This is a genomic window from Nonomuraea turcica (assembly GCF_030718205.1).
GTDB lineage: Bacteria > Actinomycetota > Actinomycetes > Streptosporangiales > Streptosporangiaceae > Nonomuraea.
In genome coordinates this window covers 394,736-420,531 of the sequence record NZ_JAUZQF010000008.1, presented here as the reverse complement: position 1 = coordinate 420,531, position 25,796 = coordinate 394,736, and the positions used below count along the sequence as shown (strand labels likewise).

Below are 25,796 nucleotides of genomic sequence, written 5' to 3'. Positions count from 1 at the left end.
CTGCCTCCCGCTACTTCGCGACCACCGGAGCGATCTTGCTGATCGGCTCGCCCAGCGCGTTGATCGCGTCCGACAGCGTCTTCAGCTCGGCCTTGGACAGCTCGTTGTGCAGCTGCCACCCGTCGCCCTTCCGGTGCACCTCGAGTGCCGCCTCCGCCGCCGCGAACTGCTCATCCAGCGTCTTGACCAGGTCAGGAGCCCGCTCCTCGAGCACCGGCCGCAGCGACTGCACGGCCGCCTTGGAGCCCTGGAGGTTGGCCGCGAAGTCCCACAGGTCGGTGTGCGACCAGATGTCCTCCTCGCCGGTGATCTTCCCGGTTGCGACCTCGTCCAGCAGCTCCTTGGCGCCGTTGGCCAGGTTGAGCGGGGTCAGCTCGGCGGCGTTCGCCTTCTCGACGATGGTCTTGACGTCGGCCATCAGCTTGTCGGCCATCGGCCCGGACTTGCTGACGTCCTTGTGGATCCACAGGTCCTTCTCGATCTTGTGGAATCCGGTCCACTCCTCGCCCTCGGCCAGGTCCGCCTCGCGGCCGTCGATGGCGGGGTCGAGGTCGCCGAAGATCTCCGCGACCGGCTCGATGCGCTCCCAGTACGTCCGCGACACCGGGAACAGCGCCTTGGCTTCGTCGATCTTGCCGGCCTTGACCGCGTCCACGAACTCCTGCGTCTTGACCAGCAGCGTGTCACTCTGTGACTTGACGTAGCGCTTGTAGCTGGCCACGGCCTCGGCCAGCTTGGCGTCCGCGGTGAGCTTCTTGTGCTCGCCGGTCACCTTGAGCGGGTTGCGGATGCCCTTGCCGACCATGCCGGGCTTGCACGCGGTCTCGTACGCCCCCGCAGGCAGCTCGGCGATGAGCTCCCTGGTCAGCCCGGGGACGATGTTCTCGACCTCGGCCATGACCCGATCGCCCGGGGCGTAGACGTAGAACTCGGTCACCTTGGCGCCGCCGTTGGTGATCGCGAACGTCGTGGTGCCCGCCGCGACCTCGGAGGCGGCGACCTTGCACTCGGTGTCGGTCGCGGCCACGGCGATCTTCCCGGGCTTGGCGGGCGCCGACGACGAGGCGGGAGCGGGAGCGGCGCCCGAGCCGCAGGCGGTCAGACCGGCCAGGGCGAGCGCGCCGAAGGTGAGCTGGATGACGGTACGCATGATGCTCCTGTTCAGGCCGCGGAGGACGCGGGAGCCGGGGTGCTCTTGCTCCGCTGCGGTCGGAGGAAGAGGAAGAGGGTGGGAACGAGGTACGCGGCCCAGGCCACGACCTCCACGACGCTCGGCTGCGGGGTGATGTTCAACATGCCCGTCAGCAGGGCGGCGTACCAGGAGTCGGCGGGGAGCACGCCGCTGATGTCGAAGGCGTAGGTGCTCAGGCCCGGCAGTACGCCGGCTTCCTGCAGGTCGTGCACGCCGTACTTGAGAATGCCCGCGGCCACCAGGATGAGCAGCAGCCCGGTCCAGGTGAAGAACCGGGTGAGGTTGATCTTGATGGCGCTGACGTAGAGGCCCCAGCCGATGAGGACTGCGGTGATCACCCCCAGCGTGATGCCGATCAACGGCGTCGCGGACGTGGCCGCACCCTGGGCGGAGGCGAAGAAGAGCAGCGCGGTCTCCAGCCCTTCCCTGGCGACGGCCAGGAACGCCATGACGACCACGGCGAACGAGCCCACCTTGAGCGCCTCGGAGAGCTTGCCCCGCAGCTCCCCGGAGAGCGCGCGGGCCGCCCGCCGCATCCAGAAGATCATCCAGGTGACGAACACGACCGCCAGCAGCGAGGTGATCGCCTCGAACAGCTCCTGCCCGGTGTAGTCCAGGCGCGCGGCCGTGAACGTCAGCAGCGCCCCGAACCCGACGGACAACGCGACGGCCACGCCGACGCCGGCCCATACCTGGGGGAGCTTGTCCTTGCGGTCGCTCTTGACGAGAAAAGCGACGAGGACCGAGACGACGAGCGTCGCCTCGAGCCCTTCGCGCAGTCCTATGAGGTAACTGGCGAACACCGTCACTCCCGGATCGCAGAGGTAAGCCTAACCTTAATTAGGGCAGGCGAAGCTTACTCTGAGAACGCGCCCGGAAGCGATAGGCGTGACGGTGTGGGCCTCGTCACCGTGCCAGGTTGTCGGCCAGGAGTTCGAGCAGTGGCTCGCGGCGTATGCACTGCTCCAGCAGGAACGAGTCGGCCAGCGCGATCAGCTCGTCGTCGCCGAGGCCCCGGAAAAGCTCGGCGTACTCGGGCAGCAGCGCCTGCGCGATCAGGATGTGCCTGATCAGGTCGTCGCTCTGGTAGCGAGCACCCCATGGGTACGGATCCCAGCCGGGGAACTCGGTCTCGATCAACTGGTGCAGCGGGGCCAGCACGTCCGCGGACTCCTCCATCGTGGAGCCCCAGCGGTCCGCGCCGAGCCGATGCTTCTTGGCGATGAAGCCGCCGAACCGGTGCACGTACGGCCCCAAGGCGTGCACCAGCCCCTGCAATCCCACGTCCTTGTACGTCCACAACGACCACCCCACGTCCTGGCCGTCGTAGATCTCCAGCTGGTCGCGGAGAATCTGGAGCCGCTGCGTGTCCACCGCCGGGTCCCCGGTGTAGACGGGCCCGAACTCGCCCACCCAGAGCGGCGTGCCGGTCTCGCGCTGGAAGCGGGAGCGCTTGGCGAAGGTCTTCTCCAGCTCCGCCTTGTCGCACCACTCGCCACGCGTGTAGCCGGGGTAGGGGCCGCCGTGGGCGAACCCGGCCAGCGCATAGTCGTGCATGACGAACACCGTGTTCTCGTACATCTCGCGAAATATCGAGAAATCGGTGGAGTACGTGTTGCCGTCCAGGAACAGGATGTGACGCGGGTCCGCGGCCCGGATGGCCTTCACCAGGCGATCGTAGAAAGGCCCGATCACCTTGCCGGACACATCGCCCGGCTCGTTGACCGGGTTGTAGCCGGCCACCCAGTGATTGTCGCGGTAGTGGTCGGCGAGCGCCTCCCACAGGTGCACCGCCCGGTCCTGGAATTGGCGGTGCTGCCAGAACGCGGCCACGTGCGTCGGGTTGTCGGAGTGCCAGTGCTGGTTCTGCGAGCCGGGCAGCGCGTGCAGGTCGATCACGCTGTAGATGCCGTGCGCGCCGAGCAGCCCGATCACGCGGTCCAGGTGGCGGAAGCCGCGCGGGTCGATCTCGAAGGGCCGGTCGTCGGCCTCCCAGTGGTGGTAGTTGACCGGGATGCGCACGCAGTTCATGCCCAGCCCGGCCAGCAGCGCCGCGTCCTGCTCGGTGAAGAAGGAGGTCAGCAGCCGGTCGAAGAACAACTCCGCCCGCTCGTCACCGAGGACGGAGCGTACGGCCTGCCGCATCGAGCTCTCGTTGGCCGGGTAGCCGGTGATGAAGTTCTCCATGTTCATCCAGCCCCCGAGGCCCACCCCGCGAAGCCGTACCGGCGTGTTGTCGTCCGTGACGAGATGGGATCCGGATACGTGAAGCATGTAAAGAGGTCATCCCTTCGTGGCGCCGGCGGTGAGCCCGCCGACCAGGTGACGTTCCGCGAGGGCGTAGAACCCGAGCGCCGGAACCATGGCCAGGACGAGGTAGGCGAGGATGCGGGCGGTGTCGGAGGCGTACTGGCCCTGGAACTGCTGGATGCCGAGCGGGAGCGTCCAGCTGGCCTCCTCGCTGAAGACCACCAGCGGCAGCATGAAGTTGTTCCAGCTGCCCACGATGGCCAGCACGGAGACCGTGGCGATGGCGGGCCGGGCCATCGGCAGCAGGATCCGCCAGAAGAACCCGAAGGGCGTGCAGCCGTCGATGATGGCCGCCTCCTCGATCTCGCCCGGGATGCTCCTGAAGAAGCCGCGCAGGATGATGATGGTCAGCGGCAGGCCGAACGCCGCCTGCGTCAGGATGACGCCGAGCGGGTTGTCCAGCAGGCCGAACGTGCGCAGCAGCACGAAGATCGGCAGGATGGCCACCGCGAACGGGAACATCAGCCCTGCCGTGAACACGGTGAACAGCAGCTCCCTGCCGCGGAAGGCATACCTGGCGAAGATGAATCCCGCCAGCGCCGCCAGCGCGACCGTCAGGACGGTCGTCGCGACCGCGATGAACGTGCTGTTCCACATCTGCAGCCAGAATGAGCCGGAGCCGAGTACGTCGGTGTAGTTGGCGGTCACCCACGTCTCCGGCAGCCCGAACGGGTTGCCCGACAACTCGCTGTTGGCCTTGAACCCGCCGAGGAACGCGTAGATCACTGGGATGAGGATGAACGCGCCCACGACCCACGCGATCGCGTGCATGGGCAGCGTGCCGGTCCTGGCGGGGGCCTTCTTCCGATGGATCATCGGCGGCCTCCGATGTTGGTGGTGGCGCCCTCGAGGTCGCGGCGCATCACGAAACGCTGGTAAATGAGGGCGAAGACGAGGCTGAGCACGAACATCACGACGCTGATCGCGCTCGCGTAGCCGACCTGGGAGCGTTTGAAGCCGTACTCCATCATGGTCACGGCCATCGTCTCGGACGAGTGCGAAGGTCCGCCCCCGGTGAGGATCCAGACGAGGTCGAACAGCTGGATGGTGTAGATGACCGACAGGAAGATGCTGATCCTGATCGTCGGACCGAGCAGCGGCAACGTGATGTGCCTGAACGTCTTCCAGGTGCTCGCGCCGTCGATCTGGGCGGCCTCGATGAGCTCGTTCGGGATGTTCTGCCGGCCCGCCAGATAGATCATCATGTGGAAGCCGAAATATTTCCACGTCATGACCAGGAACAGCGAAGGCATCACGGTGTTGGGGTCGGCCAGCCACTCCGACTCGATCCCGAACACCGACAGCAGCCGGTTCGCCATGCCGGTCCCGGGCGAGAGGATCAGCGAGAACAGCACGCCGGTGATCACTTCGGAGAGCACGTACGGCGCGAAGAACACCACCCGGTACAACGCCCGCCCGCGAATGCGCTGGTTCAGCAGCATCGCGATGGCCAGCGAGAACGGCAGCTGGACGCACACCGAGAACAGCACCAGCACCAGCAGGTGCCACAGGTCCTGAGCGAAAATTTCGGTGCCGAACAACCGGGTGAAGTTGTCGAAGCCGATGAAGTTGGTCGGCAGCCCGCCGAACCCGTTCCACCGGAACGCGCTGGAGTAGCCGGCCACCAGGATCGGGGCCACCACCAGCAGGAGGAACAGCACGAACGCGGGCAGCAGGAACAGGGTGATCGTCAGCCACCTGCCGCGTTTCTTGACGGCAGGGGCGGGGACCGGAAGCTTGACCGCTTCCGGCCCTCGGGTGAGTATCGTCATTCTTCGCTCTTGGCCACTTCGGTGATGTCGGCGCCCACTTCCTCCGGCGTCTTGGTGCCGGCGATCAGTTCGGCCACGCTGTCATTGACCTGCTGGCCGACGGCCGGCGGGTACGCCTGGTCGAGGTAGAGCTGGTAGCCGCCGGCGCTCGCCAGCATGGTCGCCACCTGCTTGAGGTTCGGGTCCTTGACCGCGCTCTCCTCGCCCTTGAGCACCGGCAGCACGCCGCCGGCCTCCACGGCCTTGGAGTGGTTGCCCATCTCGGTCATGAACTTCACGAAGTCCAGGGCCTCCTTGGGGGCGTCCGCCCCCACGACCAGGCCGCCGCCTCCGCCGAACGCGTCCGTGGCCGACCCCTTGCCGCCCTCGACGGCGGGGAAGGGGAAGAAGCCGAGGTCGTCGCCGAGACCCTTGCCGGAGTCCTTCTGAACGGCCGGCGCCCACTGACCCATCAACTCCATGGCGGCCTTGCCGTTGCTCACCGTGGCCGACTGACCGTCAGGGGTCGAGTAGGCCGCGCCGAGGAAGCCCTTCTGGAACGGCTGCAGGTCGGCCAGCGCCTTCACCTGCTGCCCCGCGGCGATGAAGTCGGGCTTGGTGAAGTCCTTGTCCACCGCGGCCTGCTTGAGCGCGTCGAGTCCGGCGATGCGCATGGCGAGGTAGGCCCAGTAGTAGTGCCCGGGCCACTTCTCCTTGCCGGCCAGGGCGATCGGGGTGACGCCCGCCGCCTTGAGCTTCTTGACGTCCTCGAGGAACGCCGCCCAGGTGGCCGGCGGCTCGGTGATGCCAGCCTTCTCGAAAAGTTTCTTGTTGTACCAGAAACCCACCATGCCGATGTCGGTGGGCAGACCGTACGTCTTACCGTCGAGCTGGTACGCGCTGAGTGCCGCGGGCGTGAAGTTCGGCAGGACGTCGGCGACGTCGCCGGTGATGTCCTTGACGAGCCCCGCGTCGATCTGCTGCTTCAACACGCCGCCGCCCCACGAGGCGAAGATGTCGGGCGCCTTGCCCGACTGGGTGAGCGTGGTGAGCTTGGCCTTGTAGGCGTCGTTCTCCAGGACCGTGGCCTTGATGGTGACGTTCGGGTTCTTGGCCTCGAATTCCTTGGCCCGCTGCGCCCACAGCGTCTTGAGGGGCTCGGCGGTCGAGAGGTGCCACCACTCGAGCGTGACCTTCGCCGGCGATCCGCCGCCCTGGCTCGGGGAGGTCGCGGTTCCCCCACCGCCACCACCACAACCGGCTACGAGCACGGCGGTCGCGATCAACACCACACTGCGTTTCATAGGGGTCCTTTCCTCAAGTGACCGGCGAAAGTTTCGTGAACCCCCCGATAATTTCTTTGTCCGGAGCTTAAGTAAACGCCACGTAAAGCGTCAACACCTCGGCCCTGAGCGACGCCAAACCGAAACTTTCGGCTACACTCCCGATCGTGTCAGCGAAGAGGCGGGTCACGATCGCACTGATCGCGGAAGAGGCCGGAGTGTCCATCCCCACGGTCTCCAAGGTCATCAACGGGCGCCCGGAGGTCGCCCCGGCGACCCGCCACAGGGTCGAACGACTACTCCAAGAACACGGCTACCAACGCCGCGTAAGCCAGGACGACACCCCTGCCGGCCTGGTCGACCTGGTCTTCGCCGAGATCGAGTCACCCTGGGCCATGGAGATCGTGCGCGGCGCGGAAAGCGCCGCCCACGAGGCCGGCGCCAGTGTGGTCATCTCGGTCCTGCACACCCACGCCGGTCCGGGACGAGACTGGCTGGAACGGCTGGCCGCCCGCAGGACGGACGGCGTGGTGATCGTCGCCTCCCGCCTGTCCACCGGCATCCAGTCCCAGCTGAGCGCCCGCTCCCTGCCGTTCGCGGTAGTGGACCCGGAAGGCGAGCCGGCCCCGGGCGTGGTCTCGGTGGGGGCGACGAACTGGAACGGCGGCCTGGCCGCCACCCGGCACCTCCTCGAGCTGGGCCACCGCAGAATCGGCATGATCAGCGGCCCCGCCGACATGCTCTGCAGCCAGGCCCGCATCGACGGCTATCGCGCGGCGTTGGAAACGGCCGGCGTGCCCGTCGTCCCCGAGTTGATAAGACGCGGAACGTTCCTGGTGGACTCGGGCCACGATGAAGGCCACGCCCTGCTGTCCCTGCCATCCCCTCCGACGGCCATCTTCGCCGGCAGCGACCTGATGGCGTTCGGCGTCTTCGAGGCGGCCCGGCAGCGAGGGTTGCGCGTGCCCGAGGACCTGAGCGTGGTCGGCTTCGACGACCTGCCCTTGGCGAAGTCGGCCTGGCCGCCTCTGACCACGGTGCGCCAACCGCTGCAGGAGATGGCGGCGCTGGCCACCCGTACGGTGCTGGCGATGGGTCGGGGCGAGGTCCCGGAGACCAAGCGGGTGGAACTGGCCACCGAACTGATCGTCCGCGAGAGCACCGCCAGATACGAGTAGGTTCCCCGCCCTCACCCGCCCGTTGCCCAATTACCACCTCGTGGAGGTACGACGGGTACGCGATGAGGCCCTGATGCTCCTGGAAGGGCATCAGTCTCCGTGTCACCGCCGGGACCTGTACCTGATCGCCGGATGGGCGATGACCTTCATAGCGTGGGCCAGCACAGATCTCGGGCGTGTGGACGCGACCGCCGAGCATGCCCGGGCTGCCTGGCATTTGCAGGTGCGCGCGGTTTTCCCGAGCGCACCCATTGCTCAGCGAGAGCTGGATCCAGCCCAGGTCCTCCCGCGCTCGACGAGAATCAGCTTCCGATCTTCCAACGTGCTCCGTAACAGATCGGCGGGCCGTAACTGTAGATCCTGCCCTTGCTCGAACGAGCAATCAGCGTGTCTCCGGGCTGGGGCTCCGCGCATCGACCAGCGGGAATACTCAAGCTGATTCCTTCACCGGGAGGGAAAGTCGCGAAGGGCTTGACGTCACGGGACCAGCTCACGGTGACAGCGTCCTGCGTGGCGTTGGTGATGTGGAACTGTTCTGCGTCCCTCGATGAACAGGCGGCGGTGATAAGAGTCATGGCGGTGATCAACATGGTCGGCGTACGTCGATGACCACGGGCAGGTGGCACGCACACTGCCGAGTTGCGATCGTTCACGCCGACCTGCCGCACAAGCCAGAGAATCAAGACGGAGGCGCCAACGTGCACACGGTCTAGGGCTTCGTGTTTTGTCGCCCATGTTATCCGCGGTAATTTGGAAGCAGTAATCCTGTGTCTCGAATCCGGTCCAGTAGTAGAAATAGCAAAAGACGCCGCTGTGTCAGGCGCCATGCTTGACAATGAGGTCTGTGAACGCGTCATAACATTGGCAGGTTTCTCTTCGTTCCATCGGCGGGTATTCGGGGAAGGTTGCCTGTCCACGTCCCACCACCCGCCCTTCGCTGTCTCGAACCGTTGCGGTGACCGTCTGCCGCGAGTAGTGGTCGGCGTCTCCCGCAAGGGAGACGACGAGAACCGGGAAGGGAGCGCCGGTAGCGTGGTTTTCGCTGGGAATGACCCAGGAGCCTCGCTGGCAAGATCTGTGCGCGTCGCACAGCTCGTATGTCCTTCCAGCCGCCAGGACCGGCTGGTCTGCCTGCAACTGCACGCGACTTCCTGGGCACGGCCCGCATTCGACCCTGGTTCCGCATGTGGTGAGCAGCACTACCACCCCTAAAATGGAGAGCAGGGAATGCGGACGTGGTGACCGTGCGGCATTCATGGCTTGCTCCCGGCGAGCAATGGGGTTGGCATGCGGATCGACGGTCGTTCCGGACGAGGACGAGCGGATCTCTTGGCTCCACGGGCACGACCGTTGAGAGCACCGTGAGGCTCACGCTACCTGAGGGATGCCGCGTATGCCGAGGCGAACGCGCTCGGCGTGCTCACCGTGACGGACACAGGCCTTGTCCGCATTGTTGTCTTTGGCGGGGGCCCGGACCTGGTGGCCACGTTCGGCCTCCCACCCGTCCACCGGGGCGCTCGCACAGGACCGGCGCCCGGCGCACCGCGTCGGTGTCCAGCGGCGTAGTCATTCGAGAATGAGCCGGATACCGCGACCTCACCGCCGACTGCCGCCGTGAAAACAGTTGAGTCATCTCCGTCGGTGGAAGGTCAGTGGAAGAAGGACCTGCGGGGTTCCTGGCCGTTCACGCGGCCGACGCAACGATAGAAGCGGACCCCGTCCTCGAACTGAGCCTGAGACGGTGGCATGACGTCGGACGACCACCGGGCGGTGGCGATGGTCCTTGCCGTGCCGACCCTGCTGGCGAGCAGGACAGCGCGGCTGCAGACGCGCTTCACCGTCGGATGTTTGGCGAGGTCCTGCTGCACGTAGGTCTCGGCGTCCTTGGGGATGGGGGCGACGGCGAAGGTCTCCCAAGAGTGGGTCTCCTCGCAGCCGAGCCGCCTGGCCTTCGTGTCGCCCACGATGATGACCATGCCGCCCCAGCACTCCGACTCCCGTACGCAAGCCGCGCCGGCGCCGCGCACCTTGGCGGCGGGGCAGTTCTCCGTGTACGTGTCCAGGCCGGTGAAGACGCTGGCCGGCTCCTGCGTGGGCTTTTTGGTCTTTTGCGTGGTCGCAGCCGTGCTGCTGGGCTGGGCCTGTGGGGTCCCGTCCGGCTGCTCGAAGATCTGCGTGTAGATGACTGCTCCGCCGCCTACCACGATGACCAGGGTCAGGGCGGCGGTGATCGCGACCAGGGCCTTGTTGATGCCATGGGGTGCGGGTGGCCGGGTGTCCGGCTGGCTGCCCACAGGCGGGTTGGTGTGCTGGTGCGCGACCCCCGGCCCCTGTGGGGGCATCGGCCGGTTGACGGGCGATGGTACGGAGGGTGTGAACGGCACGGCGGCGTGGGAGCCCGGCGGAGGGGCGGCGTGGCGGCCTGACGACGGGCCCAGCGGGACGGCGGCCAGCGCGTCGCGGAAGGCGGCGGCGCTGGGCGTGCGCTGGCGGGGGTCGCTCGCCAGGGCCTGACGCAGCACGGCGGTCAGTTCGAGTGGTACGCCGGGGATGTCGGGGACCGGGAGGCGGTGCAGGGCCAGGATCATGGCCAGGTTCGGCACACCGCTCTCCGGGAAGCGCGGCGGGCGGCCGGACAGCAGGGCGTAGATGGTGGCCGCCAGGGCGTACACGTCACCGGCCGGGCTCGGCTCGGCCAGTTCGAAAGCTTCGGGCGGCGCGTAGGACGGGGTCAGCGACTCGCGGGTCACGGACGCTTCGGGGCCGGAGGCGGGCATGGTGGCCAGGCCGAAGTCCGACAGGGCCACCTGGCCGTACCGATTGATGAGGATGTTGCCGGGCTTGACGTCGCGGTGCAGGACGCCTTGCGCGTGTGCGGCGGCCAGGGCGTCGGCGATGCGTACGCCGACGTCGCGGGCCTCGGCAGGGCTGAGGCGGCGGCCGGCCAGTGAGCCGCCGGGGCACAGCTCCAGCACCATGTAGGGCCGCCCGTCGGGCAGCAGTCCGGCGTCGTAGACCGGGACGACGTGGGGGTGGCCGGACAGGGCGCCGGCCGACGTGACCTCGCGGAGGAAGCGGCGCCGGTCGCGGTCGGACAGCAGGACCCGGTTGTCGACCTTGAGCGCGACCTCACGGCCCACGGCCGACTGCAGGGCGAGGTACACGACGCCGAAGCCTCCCTGCCCCAGTACGCCCTTGATTTCGTAGCCAGGCACCGATAATTCCGACACGCGCGGAAGCGTACACGCTGTGACTTCCATCGATCTTGTGTTTGAACCGCCCGAGCCGGGAGTGCCCGGGCGGTCGACGTAGGCGGGTCTGGGTAAGGTCGTGCGTCGTGACGACGGAGTTGGAGCACCTTGCCGTACGGTTGCGCGAGTTCGCCCGGGTCAGGGACTGGGAGCAGTTCCACACACCCAAGAACCTCGTGATGGCGCTGGCGGGTGAGGTGGGGGAGCTGGTGGCGGAGTTCCAGTGGCTCACCGCCGACGAGTCGCGGAGTCCGGATCCCGATGCGCTCGCCAGGATGCGTACCGAACTGGGCGATGTGACGCTTTACCTGGTACGGCTGGCCGACGTGCTGGGCGTGGACCTGGTGGAGGCGGCGAAGGCGAAACTCGACGACAACGACCGTCGCTACGATGCCGAGCTCTTCCGGGGGTCGGCAAGGAAGGCACCGCCCTCGGCACGGGATGACTGAGTCCGGCGATGGGCTCAAGGGTCACGCGGCGGTGTCGTGCCGCCGCAGGACCGCGATCGTGGCGACGGCCAGGGCGGCAAAGATGATCGTGCCGACCGCGGCCACCGTGTTGAGTCCGGTGGTGAAGGCGGCGCGGGCCAGGTCGAGCACCTCCGGCAGGTCCCTGGCGGCGGTCACCGCGGCGGTGATGCTCTCGCGGGCCGCCTCCACCGGCAACCGGTCGGGGAGCTCGGCCCGGTAGACGGCGGTGCCCAGGCTGCCCATCGCTGCCACGCCCACCGCGACGCCGAACTCGCCGCTCGTCTCCGACAGCGACGCCGCCGACCCGGCCTTCTCCGGGGGCGCAGCCGTCATCATCACCCCGCTGCCCACGCCCATCGGCAGCGCGATGCCCGCGGAGGCCAGGACGAGGCCGGTCACGACCAGCCCGAGGCCGCCGGAGCTCGCGAGCTCCGGCACCTGCGTGTGCAGGAACAACCCCACGGCGCTCACCGCCAGACCGGCCGCCATCACGTACGCGGCGCCGACGCGGCGCGCGATCGCCGGAGCCAGCGTCAGGGCCACGATCATGGCGATGTTCTGCGGCAGCAGCCACAACCCTGCCTCAAGCGGGGACAGCGCCTGGACGGTCTGCAGGTACTGGGTGGTCATCAGCGTCGTGCCGGCCATGACGATGCCGCTGAGCAGCATGATCCCGAGAGTGGCGGCGAACGGGCGGTTGGCGAACAGGCGCAGGTCGAGCAGCGGGTCCGCGAGGCGGCGCTGGCGGCGGAGGAACATCACGCCGAATGCCGCCCCGGCCGCGATCGCCACCACGGACGTCGGTTGCCAGCCGCTCCTGGCGGCCTCCTTGAGCCCGTACACGACCGGCAGGATCGTCGCCAGCGACAACGCGACGCTGGCCAGGTCGAGACGGCCGGCGTTGGGGTCGCGGTACTCCGGCAGCAGCGTCCGGCCCGCCACCAGCACCAGCACCATGAACGGCACCCCCATCAGGAACGCCGAGCCCCACCAGAAGTGCTCCAGCAGCAGCCCGCCCACCAGCGGGCCGACCGCCATGCCCAGCATGAAGCAGCCGTACCAGAGCCCGATCGCGGTCCCCATTTGCTTGCCGTCCCTGAACATGTTCCTGATCAGCGCCAGCGACGACGGCAGCAGCGTCGCCCCGGCGATCCCGAGCAACGCCCTGGCGGCGATCAGCATCTCGGCGCTCACCGCGTACGCGGCCGGCACCGACGCCGCGCCGAAGGCCGCCGCGCCGATCACGAGAAGCCTGCGGCGGCCGATCCTGTCGCCCAGCGTCCCCATGGTCACCAAGAAGCCGGCCAAAAAGAACGAGTACACGTCCATGATCCACAGTTGCTGCGAGGCGGTGGCGCCGAGGTCGGCGCTGAGGTGCGGAAGTGCCAGGTACAGGACGCTGACGTCGATGGAGAGCAGGAGGGCCACGGAGGCCAGGATGGCCAGGCCGGTCCATTCGCGCCGCCCGGCGAGCGTGGAGGTGTTCATCGGGTTCCCCTTTCCGTTGCCTCCACGGTCCGGTACGGGTCTTCCGATGTTCTTTTCGTGGACTTAAAGCCGCGCATAGGGTGACGAGCATGCGTTTTGGGGTGCTGGGACCGCTGGGTGTGTGGACCGATGCCGGGGAGGTCGTCACGATCCCCGGGCTCAAGGTCCGGGCGCTGCTCGTGGACCTGCTCGTCCACGAAGGTCACCCGGTGTCCGTGGACCGGCTGGTCGACGACCTGTGGGGCGAGGAGCCGCCGGGCAACCCGGCGGGCGCGCTGCAGGTACGCGTTTCGCAGCTGCGCAAGGCGCTCGAGGACGCCGAGCCCGGAGGCAAGAACCTCGTGGTCTCCCGCGCCCCCGGCTACCTGCTGCGCCCCGACCCCGGCGCCCTGGACGCCGAGCGCTTCGCGCATCTGCTGACGCAGGCCGAGGCCGCCGACAGTCCGCGGACGAGGGCCAAGCTGCTGGGCGAGGCGCTGGGCCTGTGGCGGGGACCGGCGTACGCCGACTTCGCCGATGAGGAATACACCAGGTCGGCCATCGTCCGGTTGGAGGAGCAGCGGCTGTCGGCGCTGGAGCAGCACGCCGAGGCGCGGCTGGAGCTGGGCGAGCACGGGTTGCTGGTGGGGGAGCTCGGCGATCTGGTGGCCCGCCATCCGCTCAGGGAGCGGCTGCGTGCCGTGCACATGCGGGCGCTGTACCGGGCGGGACGCCAGAGCGAGGCGCTGGCGAGCTACGGCGAGCTGCGCGAGCGGCTGGCCGACGAGCTCGGCCTCGACCCCGGGCCTGACCTGGTCGCGCTCCACCAGGCGATACTCGGGCAGGATCCGTCGCTCAGCGTGCCCGCCGACCGGCCGCTGACGAACCTGCCCGCCGCGCTCAGCAAGCTGATCGGCAGGGATGAGGCCCTGGCCGAGGTGTGCGCGCTGGTCGGGGAGGAGCGGTTGGTGACGCTCACCGGCAGCGGTGGGGTCGGCAAGACCCGGCTCGCGCTGGAGTCGGCGAACCAGCTGCTGGACGCCTTCGCGGACGGCGCCTGGCTGGTCGAGCTCGACCAGGGGGTTCAGGCAGGGCTGGAGCAGGCGGCGCGCGCCCCGGCGGAGGCGGTCATGACGGCGCTGGACATCAGGGAGGGAGCCGACGCGGCCGACGTGGCGGGTCAGCTCGTCGGCGCGCTCAGGCAGCGCCGCATGCTGCTCGTCCTCGACAACTGCGAGCACGTGGTCGAGGAGGTCGCCGAGCTGGCCGAGCTGCTCCTTCGGGCCTGCCCTGGGCTCCGGATCCTGGCCACCAGCAGGGAGCCGCTGGCCGTGGACGGTGAGGTGTTGTGGAGCGTGCCGCCGCTCGACGTGCCCGCGAGCGCCGACCTGACGGTCATGGCGCGTTCGGAGGCCGTCCGGCTGTTCGTGACCCGCGCCGCGGCCGCCGCCCGCGGCTTCGCGCTGGACGCCGGCAACGCCCAGGCCGTCGCCCAGCTGTGCCGGCGGCTGGACGGCATCCCGCTGGCGCTGGAGCTGGCCGCGACCCGGGTGCGCGCGCTCGGCGTGCACGGCGTGGTGGCCAGGCTGGACGACAGGTTCCGGCTGCTGGCCTCCGGGCAGCGTGGCGCCCCGGCCCGCCAGCAGACGCTGACCGCGGTGATCGACTGGAGCTGGGACCTGCTGTCCGACGAGGAGCGCCGCGTTCTGCGCCGCCTGGCCGCGCACGCCGAGGGGTGCACGCTGGAGGCGGCCGAGTCCGTCTGCGGGGAGCTGGGGCTCGACGTGCTCGACCTGCTGGCCAGGCTCGTCGACCGCTCCCTCGTGGTCGTGGTGGACACCCCCTCGGGGGTCAGGTACCGGCTGCTGGAGTCGGTGTCGGCGTACAGTCTCGCCCGGTTGTCCGACGCGGGCGAGCTCGACCGGGTACGCCTCGCGCACCTGCGTCACTACCTGGCGCTCGCCGAACAGGCCGAGCCGAAGCTGTACGGGCACGAGCAGCGGGGCTGGCTGCTGCGCCTGGACGCCGAGGCGGCCAACATGCGGACCGCGCTCGACACGGCCATCGCCATGAAGGACGCCGACGGTGCGGCCCGGCTGGTGAACGCGCTGACCTGGTACTGGTTCCTGCGCGGCAGGCTGGCCGAGGGCAGACGGTCGCTGGCGGCGGCCCTGTCCGTCGTGGCCGAGCCCTCCGCGCCCAGGGCCAGGGCGGCGGCCTGGCACGCCGGGTTCGCGGTCACGCTCGGCGAGCAGGTCGCGTGGGGGCCCGCGCTGGAGGCCGTCGCGGATCCGGGCGAGCGGGCCAGGGCCGAGATGTTCCTCAGCCTGCACGTCGGGGACATGGCGACGGGGCAGGAGCTGATGCGCCGGGCGCTGACCACGTTCCGGGCGGTCGGCGACCGGTGGGGCGTGGCCGTCGCGCTCACCAGGCAGGCCATGGACGCCTTCACCCAGCGGGACGTCGAGGCGCTGGAACGCCTCGCAGGGGAGAGCGTCCAGTTGTTCACCGAGCTCGGCGACCGCTGGGGCCTGCTGCAGGCCACGGAATGGCAGGCGTCGGTGGCCGAGATGGCCCACGACACCGAGCGGGCCAACCGGCTGTTCGGCGAGGGGCTGCGGATGGCGGAGGACCTCGGCCTGTGGCCCGAGGTCGCCACGCGCACCGCCTGGCTCGGCTGGATCGCGATGCAGAGCGGCGACTACGACCGTGCCATCGAGATCAGCGAGCGGGCCATGAAGCTGGCCGCCGACCAGGGCTACAAGGACGGCGAGACGCAGGCGGAGCTGGGCCTGGCCTACGCCGCGCGCCGGGCGGGGCGGCTGGAGCTGGCCGAGGAACACCTGCTCCGCCTGCTGGAAGGGGTGCCACGCGGCCCGGAGGTCGAGCCCGTCATGTTCCTGCCGGACGTGCTCCTCGAGCTGGGCCACCTGGCGGAGCTGCGCGGCGATCCGGCCGAGGCCCTGGCGCTGCACGCGGAGGCGCTGGCAGCCTCCCAGAAGATCGGCGACCCCAGGTCTGCCGTGTCCGTGGTGGAGGGCGCGGCCTCGGCTTCGGGGGCGACCGAGAAGGCCGCCAGGTTGCTGGGTCTGGCGGCCGCGGCCAGGGAGCATCATCAGACGCCCGCGGGGCCGTGGGAGCTGTCCGAGATCGAGCGGATCTCGGCGCGGGTGCGCGACGCGCTCGGGGCGGAGGCGTTCGAGGCCGCGTACGCCGACGGCGCCGCGCTCAAGCTGGAGGACGCTCCGAAGCTGCTGTGAGGTGCTCGGCCAGGCGGTCGAAGAACTCCATCCAGCCCGTCGGCTCGACGTGCACACCGTGCTGGCGGAAGCGCATCTCGGTCTTGCCGCCCACGTCCGCGAGGTCGATCGTCACCACGGACGCGGGCCCGTCGCCCGGGTCGTCCGGGTCGCCGGTCGTGAACACCAGCCGCACGGGTTTGCGCACCTCGCGGTAGGTGCCGTCCACCGTCACCTCGAACCCCTCGTCGCCGGCCAACGTGGCCCGCCAGAGCCCGCCGGGCCAGGCGTCCAGGGTCAGCCGGCCGACCGGCGTGGCCATCATCCGGGGCCCGAACCATTGGGAGAAGCGCTCCGGCTCGGTCCACGCGGCCCACACCAGGCCGAGCGGCGCGTCGAACACACGCGTGATGACGTGGTCGGCGGTCTGGCTCATCGCTGCCGTCCCTCGTAGAACTGAAATGTCGACGCTCCCAAGGTGCCGGGCCGCCCTTACGATCGCCTTGCCACGGCCTTAAGACTGGGGGCCGGGGGCCGGAGCCCGTGTGGCAGGCTGGGATGCATGCGGATCATTCGCGCCGACAGGGTGCTCACCGGGCGTCCGGGTGAGGTGATCCGGGACGGCGAGGTCGCCGTGGACGGCGCCGAGATCGTCTCCGTGGGACCGCGTGGCAGCGCCGGCGACGCCGGCGAGGTCGTCTCCGTGGGATCGCGCGGCAGCGCCGGCGAGGCCGTCGAGGTCCTCGACCTGCCCGGCCACACGGTGCTTCCCGGCCTGATCGACGCGCACGTGCACCTCGGGTTCGACGCCACTGTCGACCCGGTGACGCGGCACAGCGCCGAGAGCGACCATCACCTGCTGCTGCGCATGGCCGAGAACGCGCGCAAGCTCGTCTCCGCAGGCGTCACCACGGCCCGCGACCTCGGCGGGCGCGGCTTTCTCGACCTGGCGTTACGTGACGCGATCGAGGAGGGCCTGGCCGTCGGCCCGCACCTCCTGGCCGCGACCAGGCCGATCACGATCACCGGCGGCCACTGCTGGTACATGGGCGGCGAGGCCGACGACATGCCCGCCATCCGCCGCGTCGCCAGGGAAAACCTGCGCGCCGGTGCCGACTGCCTGAAGGTGATGGTCTCGGGCGGCCAGATGACACCGGGCGCGCCACCCAGCTGGGTGTGCCAATACAGCACCGAGCACATCCGCGCGATCGTCGAGGAGGCCGCCACGCGCGGCAAGGGCGTCGCCGCGCACGCCCACGCGCACGCCGCGATCCGCAGCGCGGTCGAGGCCGGCGTGGCCACCATCGAGCACTGCTCGTTCTTCACCCCCTCCGGCCACCGCTACGACCCCGAGCTGGCCGACCTGGTCGCGGCCGGCGGCACATACGTCTGCCCCACCGTGCACGGCGTGGTCTGGCGGCTGCGCGACAAATTCGGCTCCGAGATGCTCGACGCCTGGCTGGACGGCGTCGTGGCCATGCGGGCGGCCGGGGTGCGGCTCATCGCGGGCACCGACTCCGGATTCGCCGCGGCGGACGTGGCCAACGACACCGATGCGTACGTGGCCGGGTTGGAGGTGTTCGAGCAGGCCGGATTCGGCACCGCGGAGATCGTCGAGATGGCCACCGTGCGGGCCGCCGACGCCTGCGGGGTCGGCGCGGTGACCGGCACGCTGGAGGCCGGAAAGCGGGCCGACCTCATCGCGGTGCGCGGTGACCCGCTCGAGCGCATCGCCGACCTGCGTAACCTCACACTCGTCCTCGTGTCCGGACGGGCCGTCACCCAGGCGGGCGTGGACACGGTGACCTCGTCCGTCGGCTGAGCCCTGGAGGAAATCCCATGTTGCCCTGGTCCGCCGAGCTGGCCGGCCGTCTCGACCACCACGTGATCGACAGCGCCCTGCTGCGTGACAACCCTCTGGGCGATCCGCACGAGCGGCCGCTGCTGGTGTACGTGCCACCGGGCTACGACGACGCGCCCGAGCGCCGCTACCCCTCCGTCTACGTGCTGCTCGGCTACACCGGCCACGTCACGATGTGGCTGAACCGGGCGCCGTTCCGCCGGCCGTACCCGGAGCTGGCCGACGCCGTGTTCGCGAACGGCGAGGCGCCGCCGGTGATCGTCGTGTACGTGGACGCGTGGACCGCCCTCGGCGGCAGCCAATACGTGGACTCGCCCGCCACCGGCCGCTACCACTCCTACCTGCGTGACGAGGTCGTCCCGTGGGTGGACACGCACTACCGCACGATCCCCGATCGCGCTCATCGCGCGGTCACCGGCAAGTCGAGCGGCGGGTACGGCGCCATGGTGACCGCCATGCTGGCGCCGGACGTGTTCGGCGCCCTCGCCACGCACGCGGGTGACGCATTGTTCGAGGTCAGCTCGCTACCGTCGTTCCCCGGGCTGGCGCGCAGGCTCCGGGACATGTACGACGGCTCGTACGTCAAGTTCCTCGCCGACTTCCGCGGCCGGCTGGCCGGCACCAAGGACGGCGACCTGGAGTTGCTGGAGATGTACGCCTACGCGGCTGCGTATTCGGCCGACGAGGACGGGGCCGTGCACCTGCCCTTCGACGACACCGGCGCGATCGTGCCGGACGTCTGGCGGCGCTGGCTGGACCATGATCCCGTCGTGATGGCCCGCGAGCCGAAGTACGCCGAGGCGTTGCGGTCCATGCGGGCCATCTGGGTGGACGCCGGCAACAAGGACGAATACTTCCTGGACTTCGGCGCGGTCGCGTTCCGCCGGGCGCTCGAGGCGGCCGGCGTACCGGACGAGCGGGTCTATTTCGAGCTCTTCGACGCCGGCCACGGCGGCATCGAATACCGCTACCCGCTCGCCCTCGCCTGGCTCGCCCGCCGCCTGACCCCCTCAGCGGGTTAGGCTTCCCCGGTGGACACAGCGGAATTGAAGAAGCAGGTACGCGAGCTACGCGCCCAGGGCCGCTCCCCGAAGGAGATCGCCCGCGCGCTCAAGGTGCCGCCGTCCGTCGTGGCGCCGCTGGTACGGGAGATCGCCGCGGAGATCACCGAAACCGGCGAACGCGAGGTGGTCGGCTGCTGGATCAACGTCGGCTGGAGCGCCGGGCTCGGCATCGACGAGACACGCGGGTGGGCCGACGAGGCGCCGGAGGCGGGCACGGAAGGCATGGTGAGCGTGCTGGTCGCCCGGCGGCACACCTGGGACAGGGTGACGGTCTGCGGCTACCTGGCCGACGTCTTCTGCCTGGGCGTGAAGAACGCCATCGGCCCCGACGTGATGGACGACCGCGAGCTGCGGCGCTTCCGCGAGTTCTTCTTCGGCGAATACGCCGGCTGGCAGGAGGTGCCGATCGAGCTGGCCAGGCACCTGGTGTACGGGTCCGTGGACTACGCCCGCTCGCTCGGCTTCGAGCCGCACGACGACTTCGCGCCGGCGGCCGACGCGCTGGGCAAGTGGGAGGGCGGCTCGGCGATCACGTTCGGGCGCGACGGCAAACCCTTCTACATGGAGGGGCCGTACGACGATGCCGCCAAGGTGCTGCGGACCCTGCGGCGCAACCTCTCCGACGACGACTTCGACTACGTCACCGGAGGCCGGTGACCCGCATCGTGATGTTGAGCCGGCCGGAGACCAGACCGGTGGCGGGGTCGCCGGTCCCCGGATAGACCTTGGGCACGCCGTGGTAGGCCAGGCGCGAGGGGCCGCCGAACACGAACAGGTCCCCTGAGGCCAACTCCACGTCCCTGTACGGCTTGCCGCGCGTCTCGGTGTTGCCGAAGCGGAACAGGCAGGTGTCGCCGATGCTCAGCGACACCACCGGTGCGTCGGACTTCTCGTCCTTGTCCTGGTGCATGCCCATCTTGGCCTGGCCGTCGTAGAAGTTGATCAACGCGGTGTCGGGCGCGTAGTCGTCGCCGGGCCTGCCGTACGCGTCGGCCAGGGCCCGCCGGCCGAACTCGCCCAGCCAGTCGGGGAAGTCGGCCACCTTGCGGCCGTTCACGTCGTGGGCCAGGCGCGTATAGCGGTACGGCTGCCAGTGCCAGCCCACACATACCGTCTGCACGGACATGACGCCGCCCCCGGGCAGCACCGTGTGGCGGATCGGCACCGGCCCCTTGGCCCATTCCCGGCAAGCCCGGACCAGGCGTTGCTGCTCCTCCAGCGTGAGCCAGCCGGGCAGGTGCACCGCTCCGGGCGCGATCTCCCTCATCGGCAACGGGATCATCACCACCTCAGCGTACGAGGTTCAGCGCACGGGGATCCAGGCGTGCCCGGAGCCGCGCGTGCGGGTCAGCTCGATCTTCCAGCAGCCGCTTTTCGGGAAGACGAAACCCGTGCCCCACTCCTGGCCGGGCCGTTGCCAGGTCGACCCGTCGTGCTGTTGCGGCCCCCACGCGAGCTTGGCCTGCGTGCCGTCCGGGAGCGTGGCTTTGACCTTCAGAGGCCCTTCGCCGGTCATCCGCCACACGATCTTGATCTCCTCGCCGTGGGGGAGCGGCGGCGGGGCCTTGGCGAACAGCAACCCCCACAGCTCGGCGTCCGTGGCCGTCCCCTGCACCTCAGGGAAGCCTTGGCCCAGAAACACCGGGGCCCCGTTGCACCCGGCACCCTGTTCGCCACCGGCGCCGCACCCGGCGACCGTCACCCCGGCCAGGAGCGCCGCCACCACCATCCGTCTCATCGAACCTCCTCTCCCGTACGTACTCCGCACGACCGAAGGAGGTTCCGCCGGAACCGATCGCCGGCAACCGAGGATCGGGCGAGTCGATGGCCGAGGGCCGAAGAAGTCCCAAACGGGCGATGATTTTCCGTCTCCATCGGGGTCTGCACTTTCAAGGAGGCGATATGGACGGGGAGCCGAGACGGGCGCTGGCGGCGGGCGTGGCGCTGCTGGAGCGGGCGATCAACTACACGTTGGGCAGCCTCCGCGTCGTGACCCCGGCCACCCTGTGCCGTGCCACCCCATGCACCGGGTGGAACCTGGAGGCGCTCCTCGATCACGTGAACGACTCCCTCCGCGCCCTGAACGAGGCCGCCACCGGGCACATCGTCCCGTACGCCAGGAGAGCCGGCCGCCTGCGCCCCGCCGGGGACGCGGGCAACCCGGCTCTCCTCCTCAGAGACGACGCCACCGAGGTCCTCGGCACGTGGGCGGGCACGCTCACCAGCGACCTGATCTCCGTTCACGACCGTCACCTGACGGCCCCGATGGTGGCGGCCGTCGGGGCGATCGAGATCGCCGTGCACGGCTGGGACGTGGCCAGAACCTGCGGCGAGCACCGCCCGATCCCGCCCCTCATGGCGGAGGAGCTGCTCGACCTCGTCCCGCTCTTCGTCACTCAGGCCGACCGGCCGGACCGTTTCGCCGCCCAGGTGCCCGTCCCCGCGTACGCGCCGGCGCAGGACCACCTGCTCGCCTATCTCGGCCGCGACCCGAACTGGCCGCCCCGGACCTAACCAAACCGGTCAGTACGCCTAACCTGGTCCGGCACTTCCCGCGCGGACACCGTACGATGATCGTGTGCGTCCCGGCCGGTCGATCGGCGGCGCGGGGCATCCGCCCGCCGCGGCCAGGCCGACCAACGTGGTGGCGACGACCGTTCTTCGTGCGGCCGTCGCCATCACCACGCCGCGCGTCAGGCGCCGGAGGCGGCCAGCGTCTGGAGGACTTGCTCTCCGTATTTCGCCAGTTTGTTGTCCCCGACCCCGTTGACCGTGCTCAGCTCCTCCAGCGTCGACGGCGACAGGGTGGCGATCTCGCGCAGCGTGGCGTCGTGGAAGACGACGTAGGCCGGAACCCCCTGCTCTTTCGCGACGCCGGCGCGCCACGCGCGGAGGCGTTCGAAGACGGGGGCGGCCTCCGCAGGAAGGTCGGCGGCGACAGCTCGCTCCTTGGGGGAAGCGGCCACCTTGGCGCGGGCCGCGCGCAGGGTGTCGCGGCGCAGCAGGACCTCGCGCTGCCCGCGCAGCACCGCCGCGCTGTCGTCCGTGAGCACCAGCGCACCGTGGTGAGGCTCCACCGCCAGCAATCCCTGCGCCAGCAGCTGCCGCACCACCCCGTGCCACTCGGCGTTGCCCAGGTCGGCCCCCACCCCGAACACGCTCAGTGTGTCGTGCCCGTGCTGCAGCACCTTGGCGGTCTTCTTGCCGAGCAGGATGTCCACCACCTGCCCCACCCCGAACTTCTGCCGCCGCTCACGAGCCAGCCGGAGCACCGTCGAGAGCACCTTCTGGGCGGGGACCGTGCCGTCCCACGACTCGGGCGCCGTCTGGCAGGTGTCGCAGTTGCCGCACGGCTCGGAGCCCTTCTGCCCGAAGTAGTCGAGCAGCATCACGCGGCGGCACCCCACGGTCTCGCACAGCGCCAGCATGGCGTCCAGGTGCAGGACCTGGCGGCGGCGGTGCGCGTCGTCGCCTTCCATGGCCATCCGCCGGTGCTGGACGACGTCGTGCAGCCCGTAAGCCATCCACGCGGTCGCCGGCAACCCGTCGCGTCCCGCCCGCCCGGTCTCCTGGTAGTAACCCTCCACCGACTTGGGCAGGTCGAGGTGGGCGACGAAGCGAACGTCCGGCTTGTCGATGCCCATGCCGAACGCGATCGTGGCCACCACGATCAGCCCGTCCTCCCGCAGGAATCGGGCCTGGTGCGCGGCCCGGGTGCGAGCGTCGAGCCCCGCGTGGTAGGGCACCGCCGCGATGCCGTTGTCCACCAGGAACTCCGCGATCTTCTCGACCGAGGAGCGGGACAGGCAGTAGACGATGCCGGACTCGTCGGGATGCTCGGTGCGCAGGAACTCCAGCAGCTGCCGTTTGGGCTCGCTCTTGGACGTGATGCGGTAGTGGATGTTGGGCCGGTCGAAGCCGGCCACGAAGTGGCGGGCCTGGTCGAGGCCGAGCCTGGAGGAGATCTCCGCGTGGGTGGCCGGGGTGGCGGTCGCGGTCAGCGCGATGCGCGGCACCTCCGGCCAGCGCTCGCGCAGCTCGGAGAGCGCGAGGTAGTCGGGGCGGAAGTCGTGCCCCCACTGCGACACGCAGTGTGCCTCGTCGATGGCGAACACTGAGATGTCGCCCTTGGCCAGCAGCCGCATGGTGGCCTCCACGCGCAGCCGCTCGGGGGCGAGGTAGAGCAGGTCGAGCTCGCCGGCCAGGAACTCGGCCTCCACCAGCTGGCGCTCGCCGAAGTCCTGCGTCGAGTTGAGGAACCCGGCCCGCACGCCGAGCGCCCGCAGCGCGTCGACCTGGTCCTGCATCAGCGCGATCAGGGGCGAGATGACCACCCCCACGCCGGGGCGCACCAGGGCCGGGATCTGATAGCAGAGCGATTTGCCGCCGCCGGTGGGCATGAGGACGAGCGCGTCGCCGCCGGCCACGACATGATCGATGATCTCCTGCTGTCCCGGCCGGAACGAGTCGTAGCCGAACACGCGGTGCAGAGCCTCGGTGGGGGTATCCATGCGGCTACCTTACGTGTTCGCGAGAGAGCGGATTGTAAGTTCGCGGAGGGCGATCGAGAGCGGACAAGCGCCTGCGTGGGATGGACCGCATTCAGAGCACGCTACCTGCGGCAGGTCGCTGGACGCGACATGGCCCGGTCACCTGCCTTCGGGATCGAGCCCGAGCACCGTACGGCTCACCTGCCTTCGGGGTCGAGCCCGAGCACCGTACGGCCACCGTCCACGGGAACCGTGGCGCCGTTGACGAACGCGGCGTCGTCCGACAGCAGGTACGCCACGACGGCGGCCACCTCCGCCGGAGTGGCCACGCGGCCCAGGGGGTGCAGCGTGGCCAGCTGCTCTTCGACGGCCGCGGCCTCCTGCGGGGTGCGAGAGGCCAGGAAGGCCTCGTAACGCTCGGTGGCCACCGAGCCAGGGGCGACGGCGTTGACCCGGATGCCGCTCCTGCCGTACTCGACGGCCAGCGCCCTGGTCAGGCCCTCGGTGGCGGCCTTGGCCGTCGCGTAAGGGAGACTGCCCGGCACCGCCCTGGTGGCCTGGTGCGAGGTGACGTTGACGATCGCGCCCGGAGTGCCGGCGTCGAGGAAGCAGCGCACGGCGGTGGCGCAGCCCACGACCGCCAGGTCCAGGTTGGCCGCGATCAGCGCCCTGACCTCGGCGATCGGCGACGTGTGGACGGAGGCGTCGCGGAACACGGCGGCGTTGTTGACCCAGCCTCTCAGCGTGCCGGACTCCTGTGCCAGGTCGGCGGCCCAGGCGGCGATCTCCTCATCGGCCGCGTCGCCGATCACGGGCAGCACCCTGGAGCCGGCCCAGGCGAGCGTGTCGGGTTCGCGTTCGATGGCGACCACGGTGTTCTTCTCGCCGAGGAGCCTTTCGACCACGGCCTTGCCGATGCCGCGCCCGCCGCCGGTGACCACATAGGAAGAACTCATACGTCGATGGTCGCGCTCGGCCGGCGGTGGCGTGACCTTTCTCACCGTATTTCAGGCTGGTGAACGGGAACGATCCGTACCGTGATCGCCGATTCCGGTCCGAAGTCGCCCGCGCGCATGATCGGCGCACTCGCGATCACCCAGACCGCCGGATATGGCGTGCTCTATTACGCGTTCTCGGTGTTCATTCCGCCGATGTCCCGTGACCTCGGAGCCGGGATCGCGCAGCTCACCGGGGCGATCACCCTGGCCGTCCTGGTGTCGGGCGTGGTGGCGCCGATCATCGGACGCTGGCTGGACCGGCACGGTGGGCGCGGACTGATGACGGTGGGCTCCGCGCTGGGCGCGGGCGCGCTGCTGGCGTGGTCGCAGGTTCAGTCGGTGGCGCAGTTGTACCTCGTCTGCGGGGTGCTGGGCGTGGCGTCGGCGATGGTCCTGTACGAGGCCGCGTTCGCGGTGATCGTGGCGTGGTTCGACGCGGCGCGGCGGGCCGGGGCGCTGCTGGCGGTCACCGTGGTCGCGGGGTTCGCCTCCACCATCTTCCTGCCGCTGACCGGGATCCTCGTCGACTGGTACGGGTGGCGGCAGGCGCTGGTCATCCTCGCCGTCGGGTATGCGGTGACCGCCGTCCCCCTGCACGGGCTGGCGGTACGCGGCCACCGGGCGCCACCCCACGTGAACCGAAGCGAGATCGTCGGCGCCGCGCTACGGGAGCGGTCCTTCTGGCTGCTGGCCGCCGGGTTCCTGACCCATACCGGGGCGGTGGGGGTCATGGGGGTGCTGCTGGTCACGTACTTGATCGCGCTGGGGCATCCGCCGGTGTTCGCGGCGAGCGTGGCGGGACTGCTGGGCGTGTTGTCGGTGACGGGCCGGCTGGTCACCACGGGGCTGCAGGCACGCTGGCCGGTGGCGCTGATCACGGCGGTGATGTTCGGACTGCAGGGGCTGGCGGCGGTGCTGCTGCCGCTGATCGGGCGGAGCGCGGCGGGGGCCGTGGCGGCGGTCGTGCTGTTCGGGCTGGGGTTCGGGGTGGCGACGATCGCCCGGCCCGCGTTGATCGCCGATCGGTACGGCACCGCGGCGTACGCCTCGCTGAGCGGGGCGCTCACGTTGCCGATCACCGTGGCCAAGGCGGTCGCGCCGTTGATTGCGGCCGGGATCGCACAGGTCGCCGGATACCCGGCGGTCATGGCTGCGGTGGCAGCCGCGTGTGCGCTCGGCGCCCTGGCCCTGGTGGCCTACGACAGGTCGCCGTCAGCGGCCTGAGGTAGGCGACCTTCCTGT

Annotated in this window: 21 protein-coding genes; 8 read left to right on the top strand and 13 right to left on the bottom strand. The window is 69.8% G+C overall.

Annotated elements, in window-relative coordinates; translation table 11 throughout:
• Positions 1 to 10: 10 nt before the first annotated feature.
• From efeO to Q9G87_RS23080, 6 genes are all read right to left on the bottom strand, one after another.
• Positions 11 to 1,150: an iron uptake system protein EfeO gene (gene efeO / locus Q9G87_RS23105; protein WP_305918506.1), complete on the bottom strand. Its 1,140-nt coding sequence runs from the start codon at positions 1,148 to 1,150 to the stop codon at positions 11 to 13.
• An 11-nt stretch (positions 1,151 to 1,161) separates the two neighbouring features.
• The gene (efeU, locus tag Q9G87_RS23100; RefSeq protein WP_305918505.1) at positions 1,162 to 1,995 is read right to left on the bottom strand and encodes an iron uptake transporter permease EfeU; all 834 of its coding nucleotides are present in this window, start codon (positions 1,993 to 1,995) and stop codon (positions 1,162 to 1,164) included.
• Positions 1,996 to 2,098: 103 nt separating this feature from the next.
• Positions 2,099 to 3,466 carry a glycoside hydrolase family 5 protein gene (locus Q9G87_RS23095; RefSeq protein ID WP_305918504.1) on the bottom strand — a complete coding sequence of 456 codons (1,368 nt, stop codon included), beginning with the start codon at positions 3,464 to 3,466 and terminating at the stop codon, positions 2,099 to 2,101.
• Positions 3,467 to 3,475: 9 nt separating this feature from the next.
• The gene (locus Q9G87_RS23090; RefSeq protein WP_305918503.1) at positions 3,476 to 4,318 is read right to left on the bottom strand and encodes a carbohydrate ABC transporter permease; all 843 of its coding nucleotides are present in this window, start codon (positions 4,316 to 4,318) and stop codon (positions 3,476 to 3,478) included.
• Positions 4,315 to 5,274 (bottom strand): carbohydrate ABC transporter permease, encoded by a 960-nt coding sequence (locus tag Q9G87_RS23085; protein WP_305918502.1) that lies wholly within the window; start codon positions 5,272 to 5,274, stop codon positions 4,315 to 4,317. The genes Q9G87_RS23090 and Q9G87_RS23085 overlap by 4 nt, the downstream gene beginning before the upstream one ends.
• Positions 5,271 to 6,557 carry an extracellular solute-binding protein gene (locus tag Q9G87_RS23080; protein ID WP_305918501.1) on the bottom strand — a complete coding sequence of 429 codons (1,287 nt, stop codon included), beginning with the start codon at positions 6,555 to 6,557 and terminating at the stop codon, positions 5,271 to 5,273. Before Q9G87_RS23080 ends, Q9G87_RS23085 begins: the two co-directional genes overlap by 4 nt.
• A 146-nt stretch (positions 6,558 to 6,703) precedes the next feature.
• Between Q9G87_RS23080 and Q9G87_RS23075 the strand changes: the two genes are divergently transcribed.
• Positions 6,704 to 7,714 (top strand): LacI family DNA-binding transcriptional regulator, encoded by a 1,011-nt coding sequence (locus Q9G87_RS23075; protein WP_305918500.1) that lies wholly within the window; start codon positions 6,704 to 6,706, stop codon positions 7,712 to 7,714.
• Positions 7,715 to 9,363: 1,649 nt separating this feature from the next.
• Here the strand turns inward: Q9G87_RS23075 and Q9G87_RS23070 are convergent.
• Positions 9,364 to 10,944, bottom strand: coding sequence for a serine/threonine-protein kinase (locus tag Q9G87_RS23070; RefSeq protein WP_305918499.1), 1,581 nt, complete (start codon positions 10,942 to 10,944; stop codon positions 9,364 to 9,366).
• Positions 10,945 to 11,051: 107 nt separating this feature from the next.
• Here Q9G87_RS23070 and Q9G87_RS23065 point away from each other — a divergent pair, with 107 nt between their 5' ends.
• Positions 11,052 to 11,414, top strand: a complete 363-nt coding sequence (locus tag Q9G87_RS23065) for a nucleotide pyrophosphohydrolase (protein ID WP_305918498.1) — start codon at positions 11,052 to 11,054, stop codon at positions 11,412 to 11,414.
• A gap of 21 nt (positions 11,415 to 11,435) precedes the next feature.
• Here the strand turns inward: Q9G87_RS23065 and Q9G87_RS23060 are convergent, their stop codons facing one another.
• Positions 11,436 to 12,923, bottom strand: coding sequence for an MFS transporter (locus tag Q9G87_RS23060; RefSeq protein WP_305918497.1), 1,488 nt, complete (start codon positions 12,921 to 12,923; stop codon positions 11,436 to 11,438).
• Between the two features lie 89 nt (positions 12,924 to 13,012).
• Between Q9G87_RS23060 and Q9G87_RS23055 the strand changes: the two genes are divergently transcribed.
• Positions 13,013 to 16,162 (top strand): BTAD domain-containing putative transcriptional regulator, encoded by a 3,150-nt coding sequence (locus Q9G87_RS23055; protein WP_305918496.1) that lies wholly within the window; start codon positions 13,013 to 13,015, stop codon positions 16,160 to 16,162.
• On the opposite strand, the gene Q9G87_RS23050 is transcribed toward Q9G87_RS23055, so the two are convergent.
• The gene (locus Q9G87_RS23050) at positions 16,131 to 16,577 is read right to left on the bottom strand and encodes an SRPBCC family protein (RefSeq protein WP_305918495.1); all 447 of its coding nucleotides are present in this window, start codon (positions 16,575 to 16,577) and stop codon (positions 16,131 to 16,133) included. The genes Q9G87_RS23055 and Q9G87_RS23050 overlap by 32 nt on opposite strands.
• Before the next feature lie 126 nt (positions 16,578 to 16,703).
• Between Q9G87_RS23050 and Q9G87_RS23045 the strand changes: the two genes are divergently transcribed.
• The 3 genes from Q9G87_RS23045 to Q9G87_RS23035 are packed head-to-tail and all read left to right on the top strand — an operon-like array spanning position 16,704 to position 19,723.
• Positions 16,704 to 17,963 (top strand): metal-dependent hydrolase family protein, encoded by a 1,260-nt coding sequence (locus tag Q9G87_RS23045; RefSeq protein WP_305918494.1) that lies wholly within the window; start codon positions 16,704 to 16,706, stop codon positions 17,961 to 17,963.
• A gap of 17 nt (positions 17,964 to 17,980) precedes the next feature.
• Positions 17,981 to 19,024, top strand: coding sequence for an alpha/beta hydrolase (locus Q9G87_RS23040; protein WP_305918493.1), 1,044 nt, complete (start codon positions 17,981 to 17,983; stop codon positions 19,022 to 19,024).
• 9 nt (positions 19,025 to 19,033) lie between these two features.
• Positions 19,034 to 19,723: a helix-turn-helix domain-containing protein gene (locus Q9G87_RS23035; protein ID WP_305918492.1), complete on the top strand. Its 690-nt coding sequence runs from the start codon at positions 19,034 to 19,036 to the stop codon at positions 19,721 to 19,723.
• Here the strand turns inward: Q9G87_RS23035 and Q9G87_RS23030 are convergent.
• Together Q9G87_RS23030 and Q9G87_RS23025 are read right to left on the bottom strand one after the other, a co-directional pair.
• Positions 19,707 to 20,348 carry an alpha-ketoglutarate-dependent dioxygenase AlkB family protein gene (locus Q9G87_RS23030; RefSeq protein WP_305918530.1) on the bottom strand — a complete coding sequence of 214 codons (642 nt, stop codon included), beginning with the start codon at positions 20,346 to 20,348 and terminating at the stop codon, positions 19,707 to 19,709. The genes Q9G87_RS23035 and Q9G87_RS23030 overlap by 17 nt on opposite strands.
• A 21-nt stretch (positions 20,349 to 20,369) precedes the next feature.
• Positions 20,370 to 20,804: a hypothetical protein gene (locus Q9G87_RS23025; protein ID WP_305918491.1), complete on the bottom strand. Its 435-nt coding sequence runs from the start codon at positions 20,802 to 20,804 to the stop codon at positions 20,370 to 20,372.
• 164 nt (positions 20,805 to 20,968) lie between these two features.
• Between Q9G87_RS23025 and Q9G87_RS23020 the strand changes: the two genes are divergently transcribed.
• Positions 20,969 to 21,580, top strand: a complete 612-nt coding sequence (locus Q9G87_RS23020) for a TIGR03086 family metal-binding protein (RefSeq protein ID WP_305918490.1) — start codon at positions 20,969 to 20,971, stop codon at positions 21,578 to 21,580.
• 179 nt (positions 21,581 to 21,759) lie between these two features.
• On the opposite strand, the gene recQ is transcribed toward Q9G87_RS23020, so the two are convergent.
• A complete protein-coding gene (gene recQ / locus Q9G87_RS23015; RefSeq protein ID WP_305918489.1) occupies positions 21,760 to 23,577 on the bottom strand; it encodes a DNA helicase RecQ in 1,818 nt (605 codons plus the stop codon).
• A 176-nt stretch (positions 23,578 to 23,753) separates the two neighbouring features.
• A complete protein-coding gene (locus Q9G87_RS23010; protein ID WP_305918488.1) occupies positions 23,754 to 24,512 on the bottom strand; it encodes an SDR family NAD(P)-dependent oxidoreductase in 759 nt (252 codons plus the stop codon).
• 81 nt (positions 24,513 to 24,593) lie between these two features.
• Between Q9G87_RS23010 and Q9G87_RS23005 the strand changes: the two genes are divergently transcribed.
• Entirely contained in the window at positions 24,594 to 25,778 is a 1,185-nt protein-coding gene (locus Q9G87_RS23005; RefSeq protein ID WP_305918487.1) for an MFS transporter, read from the top strand.
• Positions 25,779 to 25,796 lie beyond the last annotated feature (18 nt).